The sequence below is a fragment of the Acidisoma sp. genome (assembly GCF_035492295.1).
GTDB lineage: Bacteria > Pseudomonadota > Alphaproteobacteria > Acetobacterales > Acetobacteraceae > Acidisoma.
In genome coordinates, this window is sequence record NZ_DATJJK010000211.1 from 1 (window position 1) to 6,492 (window position 6,492).

At 67.3% G+C, this 6,492-nt stretch carries 7 protein-coding genes; 6 read left to right on the forward strand and 1 reads right to left on the reverse strand.

From position 1 onward, the window contains the following. Window positions 1-984: ATP-dependent helicase (locus VL752_RS16160; protein ID WP_325356889.1), on the forward strand; the 984-nt coding region annotated here is incomplete at its 5' end. Window positions 985-1,101: 117 nt separating this feature from the next. After that, window positions 1,102-1,692, forward strand: coding sequence for a YceI family protein (locus VL752_RS16165; RefSeq protein WP_325356890.1), 591 nt, complete (start codon window positions 1,102-1,104; stop codon window positions 1,690-1,692). 43 nt (window positions 1,693-1,735) lie between these two features. On the opposite strand, the gene VL752_RS16170 is transcribed toward VL752_RS16165, so the two are convergent. Further along, entirely contained in the window at window positions 1,736-2,437 is a 702-nt protein-coding gene (locus VL752_RS16170; RefSeq protein WP_325356891.1) for a metallophosphoesterase, read from the reverse strand. 135 nt (window positions 2,438-2,572) lie between these two features. Here VL752_RS16170 and VL752_RS16175 point away from each other — a divergent pair, with 135 nt between their 5' ends. From VL752_RS16175 to VL752_RS16190, 4 genes are all read left to right on the forward strand, one after another. Continuing rightward, complete coding sequence (locus tag VL752_RS16175) at window positions 2,573-3,643, forward strand: aldo/keto reductase (RefSeq protein WP_325356892.1); 1,071 nt, start codon at window positions 2,573-2,575, stop codon at window positions 3,641-3,643. Between the two features lie 66 nt (window positions 3,644-3,709). Further along, window positions 3,710-4,522, forward strand: a complete 813-nt coding sequence (locus VL752_RS16180) for a universal stress protein (protein ID WP_325356893.1) — start codon at window positions 3,710-3,712, stop codon at window positions 4,520-4,522. Between the two features lie 124 nt (window positions 4,523-4,646). Beyond that, window positions 4,647-5,408 (forward strand): SDR family oxidoreductase, encoded by a 762-nt coding sequence (locus VL752_RS16185; RefSeq protein WP_325356894.1) that lies wholly within the window; start codon window positions 4,647-4,649, stop codon window positions 5,406-5,408. Window positions 5,409-5,511: 103 nt separating this feature from the next. Continuing rightward, window positions 5,512-6,492, forward strand: a 981-nt coding sequence (locus tag VL752_RS16190; RefSeq protein ID WP_325356895.1) for a sugar ABC transporter ATP-binding protein, incomplete at its 3' end; no start/stop codon positions are given.

A 6,492-nucleotide genomic window follows, 5' to 3' on the forward strand; every position in this document is an offset into this window, starting at 1 on the left:
GGTTTCGTCGCCGAGCCCATCCTGGAGGCGCTGCGCGAGGCGGCGCTGCCGGTGCAGATGGTGAGCGAGCGCGAGACCGAGATGCCGCGCGAAATCCTCGGCGCCATCGCCTGGCTGCGGCTCGCCCTCAGCCGCTCGGCCGGGCGGCGCGGCGCGGAGGAATGGGACGCGGCCGCCGACGACGCCTTCCGCCGCACCTGCGCCATGCCGCGCCGGGATATTTCCGGCCAGGCCTTCGCGCGGCTGCGACAGTTCGCGACGGAGACAGCAGAGCCGCTGGCCGCCTGTGTAGAGCAGGCGCCGCTGTCGGATGCCGAGCGCCTCGGCTTCGGACAGGTGCTGGACATCGCCCGGCGCGTCGCCTCGGGCATTGACCCGCGCCGCACCCGGCCGGCGGAAGCGCTGCGCCTTGCGGCCGAGGAAAGCGGGCTCGCCGATCCGCTGGCGCACTCGGCCTCGCTGCGGCGGAGTTGGACGACGCTGCTGGCCCGCGCCGACCGACTGGGTTCCGTCGCCGATTTCGCCGAGGCTGCGGCACTCGGGGCGCTGGATGTCGAGCCCGAGGGGCCGGACAGTATCCAGGTCATGACGCTCCACCGCGCCAAAGGGCTGGAGTTCGACCATGTCTTCATGGCGGGGCTGGAGGAGGGGGTCTTTCCCAGCCGGCGAGCGGAGAATGAGGGCTCGCTGCCGGAGGAGCGGCGGCTCTTCTATGTCGGTCTCACCCGCGCGCGGCACACGCTGCACCTCTCCTGGGTGGAGCGGCGGCGCCAGTGGAAGAGCAAGCCCTCGCGCTTCATCTCCGAAATTCCGGCGAACCTGCTAGCGGGCAAGATGCCGATGGCCAAGCCAGCCGCGGCCAGAGCGGGCGCGAAGAAGGCCCCGGCGGCCCGCACCCGCACCATGGCGGCGCCGAGCGAGGAAGAGACGGCGCGCATGGTCGCTGCCTTCAAGGCGCGGCAGAAGGTCTCCGGCCGGCGTTAGCCCACCTCGCGCTTCGCTGCTGTGTCCAAGGCCCCGGCCGGGACGCGTAACCGCAGGCTCGTCAGGGGCGTGTAAGCTTCGTCAGTCAGGGTACCCCCCTGGGAGAGACCAGCCATAATGAGACGCCCGCGCAGCACGGCCCTTAGAGGCGGATTGATCGGCCTTTTTTGGGCGGCCTGCCTGCTCCGCGCGCGGCCGGCTTGGGCGGGAGTGATCGACTATCCGATCGGTCCCGACAGCGCCGATATCCGATTCCATACGTTGGTGGCAGGCACCGTGCCGGTCGACGGGGCCTTCACCCGCTTCGCGGGCCATATCCTGTTGGACCCGGCACATCCCGAGGCGGTCCGCATTGCCGTGACGGTGATGGATGATGCGATGGACGTGCCCTTCGGCGGGGCGTCGATGCTGCGGGCCCCGGCTTATTTCGACTACAGGCGCACGCCCGAAATCCGCTTCACGAGCGACCATGCGGCCATCGGCGCCGATGGCCAATTCACGGTCGCGGGGCAGCTGACCATTCGCGGGGTGACCCGGCCCGAGGAATTGGCCGGCACTGTCACGCGCAGCCGGCGTGATGGCGTGGACGTGCTTCAGGTTGCCGCCCACGGCCGGCTGGACCGCACCGAGTTCGGCATGGTCGCAGACCGGCCCCTGATCGCCGATGGCGTGACGCTGCGTATCACCGCCACGCTGCGCCTGCCGTAATGGCGCGGAGCGTTCTCCCGTCTCCGTCCGGTAGGACGACGGTCTAGCTTTCGACCTCGGCCGGCAGGTCGATCCAGGAAAGATGGCCGCCCTTGCCGGCGCCGGTATCGAGGAAGATCGCTCGGCCGCCGCCGCGTGCCCATTGGGTCAGCGGCCTGCCATCCTGGCTGCGCCGGTCATGCCCGACATAGACCGTCAGCCCCTGCGGGATGCGCCCCACCCAGCGCAGGCTGCGCTCGGGAAAACCGTCCGGCTGGATATGCCCGGTGGGCTCTCCGAAAAGCGCCCGCGCATGGATGCCGATGGCGCGGCCGATCTCCATGGGCGGCGAGGGTCCTTGCATCATCTCGGTGTGGAAACCGGCATGAACGAAAATGCGATCGCCGCTTTGCAGCCAGAGCGGCGCGCGCGCGACTTCCTCGAGGAAGCGGTTGCGAAGCGGCCCATCCATTTGCCGCGCGGTCGAGACCAGCTCGGCATTGCTGCGAATCTTCTGGCCCAGCAGATAGCGGGCGAGCTTGAGATCGTGATTGCCGAGCAGGAAGAGTCCCTGGCCGCGATCGATGAGTTCGAACATGATCCGCAGCACGCCTGCGCTGTCTGGCCCGTAATCGACGAGATCGCCCAGCTGGACGACGAATTTCTCCGTATCCGCGGCGTAGCGAAATCCGGCGATGTCGCCATGCACGTCTCCCACGACGCGCAGCGGTCGATCCCGGGGGATGGATAGCGGCACTTGAACCATTGTCTGTCGTTATACGAACTTCCTGCCATCGCGTATGCACGCTTCCTGCACCACAGATGGGCGCGAGCGCGGGCTCTGGCAGTGCTGTCGGAATGCCCTTAGGCTGGTCGCCAAGAACAAGACCGGGAGGATGACTTGGAATATCGTCTGCTGGGCCGTTCGGGCCTGAAAATCTCAGTGCTCACCTTCGGCACCATGACCTTCGGCGGCGAAAGCTTCTTCGCCAAGACCGGCAATACCGATCTCGCCGGTGCGCGCCGGCAGCTCGATCTCTGCCTCGACGCCGGGGTCAATATCGTCGATACCGCAAACGTCTATTCCGCCGGGCGGTCTGAGGAGATCCTGGGCGAGGCGCTGGACGGCCGCCGCCACCGCTTGCTGATCGCGACCAAGGTGCGGTTCCCGATGGGGAAGGGGCCGAATGACGAGGGGCTTTCCCGCCACCACATCATCGCCGAATGCGAGGCCAGCCTGCGCCGGTTGCGTTGCGACCACATCGACCTCTACCAGCTCCATGAATGGGATGGGCAGACCCCGCTCGAGGAAACCATGGAGGCGCTGGACACGCTCGTGCGCTTCGGCAAGGTCCGCTACATCGGCGCTTCCAATTTCTCCGGTTGGCATCTCATGAAGGCCATGGAGACGGCGCGGGTGGGGGGCTTCGTCCCGCTCGTCAGCCAGCAGGTCTACTATTCGCTGCAGGGGCGCGATGCGGAGAACGAGTTGATCCCGGTGAGCGTCGACCAGGGGCTGGGCGTGCTCGTCTGGAGCCCGCTCGCGGGCGGGTTGCTGTCGGGCAAGTATCGTCGCGGCAAAACGGCGCCCGAGGGTAGCCGGCACCTGCAGGATTGGGGCGAGCCACCGGTCTATGACGAGGCCCGCCTCTACGACACGATCGAGGTTCTGGTTGAGATCGCCGAGGCGCGCGGCGTCTCGGCGGCCGAAGTGGCACTCGCCTGGAGCCTGACCCGCCCGGCCATCACCTCGCTTGTCATCGGTGCGCGAACCGAGGCGCAGCTCACGGCCAATCTGCGTGCCGCCGACCTCACGCTCTCGGCGGAGGAGGTTGTGCGGCTGGAGAAGGTCAGCCGGCCGCCGCTCGCCTATCCCTACTGGCACCAGGCCAATACCGCGGCCGCACGGCTTGGCCCGGCTGATCTCGCCTTGCTGGGGCCTCATCTCGAGGGTCGCGGCGCCCGGCTCTGACGCCTTGCGGACGTCACGCCGGGGGAGGCAAGCTATGCGCTTCGCTTCGGCTTTATGGGATGCCGCATGACCAGGATTCTGCTCGCCATTCTCGACCGCGTGGAGACCGCGACTTTGGTGCTGGACGCCGCGGGCGAAGCAGCGGCTCGGCTTGGCGACAGCGAGATCGTGGCCCTCGTCATCCGGCATCCCGCGATGGAGGGCATCCTGCCGACCGAGGAGGTGGCGGGGCCGGCGAAGCTTGCCCGGCGCGAGGAGGCCGAAACTGCGCGGACCGCGGATATCCGTGCGTGCTTTGATGCCTGGGTCGCGCGCGGCCATGCCGCGCGCTATCAGGAGGAGACTGGCGAGACCGAGCCAGTGGTGACCCGCGCGGCACGGCACAGCGATGTCCTTGTCATCGGCCACGCGCCGGGGGCGGAGCGGGATGCGGGCCAGGCGATGGATGTGGCGCTTTTCTCTGTTCATCTGCCGAGCCTTTTCGTGCCGATCAGCGCCAGCGGGCCGCTCGGCCGGCGCATCGCCATCGCCTGGAAGCCGAGTGAAGCGGCCGAGCGGGCGGTTGCCTCCGCCCGGCCGCTGTTGCTGCGCGCGGAGCAGGTGACGGTGCTGATGGTGGCGGAAGGTGGGGCTGCCGATGCAGCCTTGGCCCCGGCTTTGCAGCCGCTCAAGGCCGCTGGCATTCCGGTGCAGCAGGTGCAGGTCGATCCGGCAGGACGGACCATCGGCCAGGCGCTTCTGCAGGAGGCGCACAAGGCGGGCGCCGATCTTCTCGTCATGGGGGCCTTCACCCGTGCCCGCTGGACGGAATTCCTGCTCGGCGGCGTGACGCGGGAGATCCTGCAGGATGCCGATCTACCGGTTCTGATGCAGCACTGAGAGGGCCGGGGCTGGACCCGCCCCGCTTTCCTTGACACAAGGACCGTTATCGCTAACATCGCCGCCCAGGTACCGCGGAAGACGGGCAGCCCAAACGGGCGACGAACACCAATTGGGGGAAGGCTTGACGCTGTTCGATCTCTCCGGCCGCATCGCTCTCATCACCGGTTCCAGCAAGGGGATCGGCTATGCCATTGCCGAGGCTTTGGCGGGCGCCGGCGCCACCATCATTCTCAATGGCCGTGACGAAGCGGCGCTGGGCCGGGCAAGGGACACGCTCGCGGCGAAGGGTTTCACCGTCCACGCGGCGGGTTTCGACGTCACCGATCATGCCGCCGTCGTCGCCGGCGTCGCGCGGATCGAGCGAGAGATCGGCCCGATCGAAATTCTCTTCAACAATGCCGGCATGCAGCATCGCACGCCGTTGCAGGATTTCCCGCTGGACGCTTGGCACAAGATCACCACTGTCAATCTCGACAGCGTCTTCTATGTCGGCCAAGCGGTCGCCAAATGCATGATCCCCCGCGGGCACGGCAAGATCGTCAATATCTGTTCGGTGCAGAGCGAACTCGCCCGGCCCGGCATCGCGCCCTATACCGCGACCAAGGGAGCCGTGAAGATGCTCACCAAGGGCATGGCGACGGATTGGGGCAAGCTTGGTCTGCAGGTCAACGGCCTTGGGCCCGGCTCTTTCAGAACGGAGCTGAACCAGGCATTGGTGGATGACACAACGTTCAGCGGTTGGCTCGCGGCCCGCACGCCCGCCGGCCGCTGGGGCGAGGTGGAGGAACTGGCGGGAGCGGCGATCTTCCTCGCCTCCGACGCTTCGAGCTTCGTCAATGGCCATATCCTCTACGTGGATGGCGGCATTACCGCGAGCTTGTGAGGCTGCGGTGCGACGCATGAAAAGTAAGGACTGAGAAAAAGATCAAGTAGACGTCGAACAATCCTGAACGAGAACACGGGGGCTAACCCCGGGAGAGGCAGGGATGGAACAGACAAGCGGACTCCGCTTCGACGGGGTCGCGAAATCCTTCGGCGGCACGCAGGCGTTGAAAGGCGTGAGCTTCGGCGTGGAACGCGGCCAGGTCGTGGCCCTGCTGGGGGAGAATGGCGCTGGCAAATCGACCCTCATCAAAATTCTCGGCGGCATCGTGCGCGCGGACGAGGGCACGGTCTCGATCGACGGCCAGCCCTACCGCCATCGCGTGCAGGGCGCGGGCGGCAGCGCGCACCGCGTCGCCTTCATTCATCAGGACCTCGGGCTCATTGAATGGATGACGGTCGCGGAGAATATGAGCCTCGCCGAGGGATTCGGCCGCCGGCCCGCTTTGTTCGGGGCCATCGACTGGGGTGCTACCGAACGGCGCGCCACGCAGGCGCTGGACCTTGTCGGTTGCGAGATCGACCCGCTGGCGCGGGTATCGAGCCTCAGCCGGACTGAGAAATCCCTCGTCGCCATCGCCCGCGCCCTCGTCGTCGATTGTGATTTCCTGGTGCTGGACGAGCCGACCGCAAGCCTGCCCGCGAATGAGGTGGAGCGGCTGTTCGCCGCCATCCGTCGGTTGCGCGCACAAGGGGTGGGCATGATCTACGTCTCCCACCGGCTGGATGAAATTTTCCGCATTGCTGATCGCGTCGTCGTCATGCGCGACGGCGCCCTGATTGGCGAGAAGCCAGTCGCCGAGACGACGCCGGAGGAACTGATCTCCTGGATCGTCGGCCGGTCCAACCTTTCCCTCTTTGAAAAAGCGCATCTGCGCCCCGGGCCTTTGCGGCTGTCGGTGCGCGACCTGCGCACGCCGAATGCGGGCCCGGTGGATTTCGACCTCTATGAGGGTGAACTTCTCGGCTTGGTCGGCTTGCGCGGGGCCGGGCAGGAAGAGGTGGGCCGCGCGCTGTTCGGCACGCTGCCGCATCGCGGCACGGTTCTGCTCGATGGTAGCCAGCCTGATCTCTCCTCCACCCGC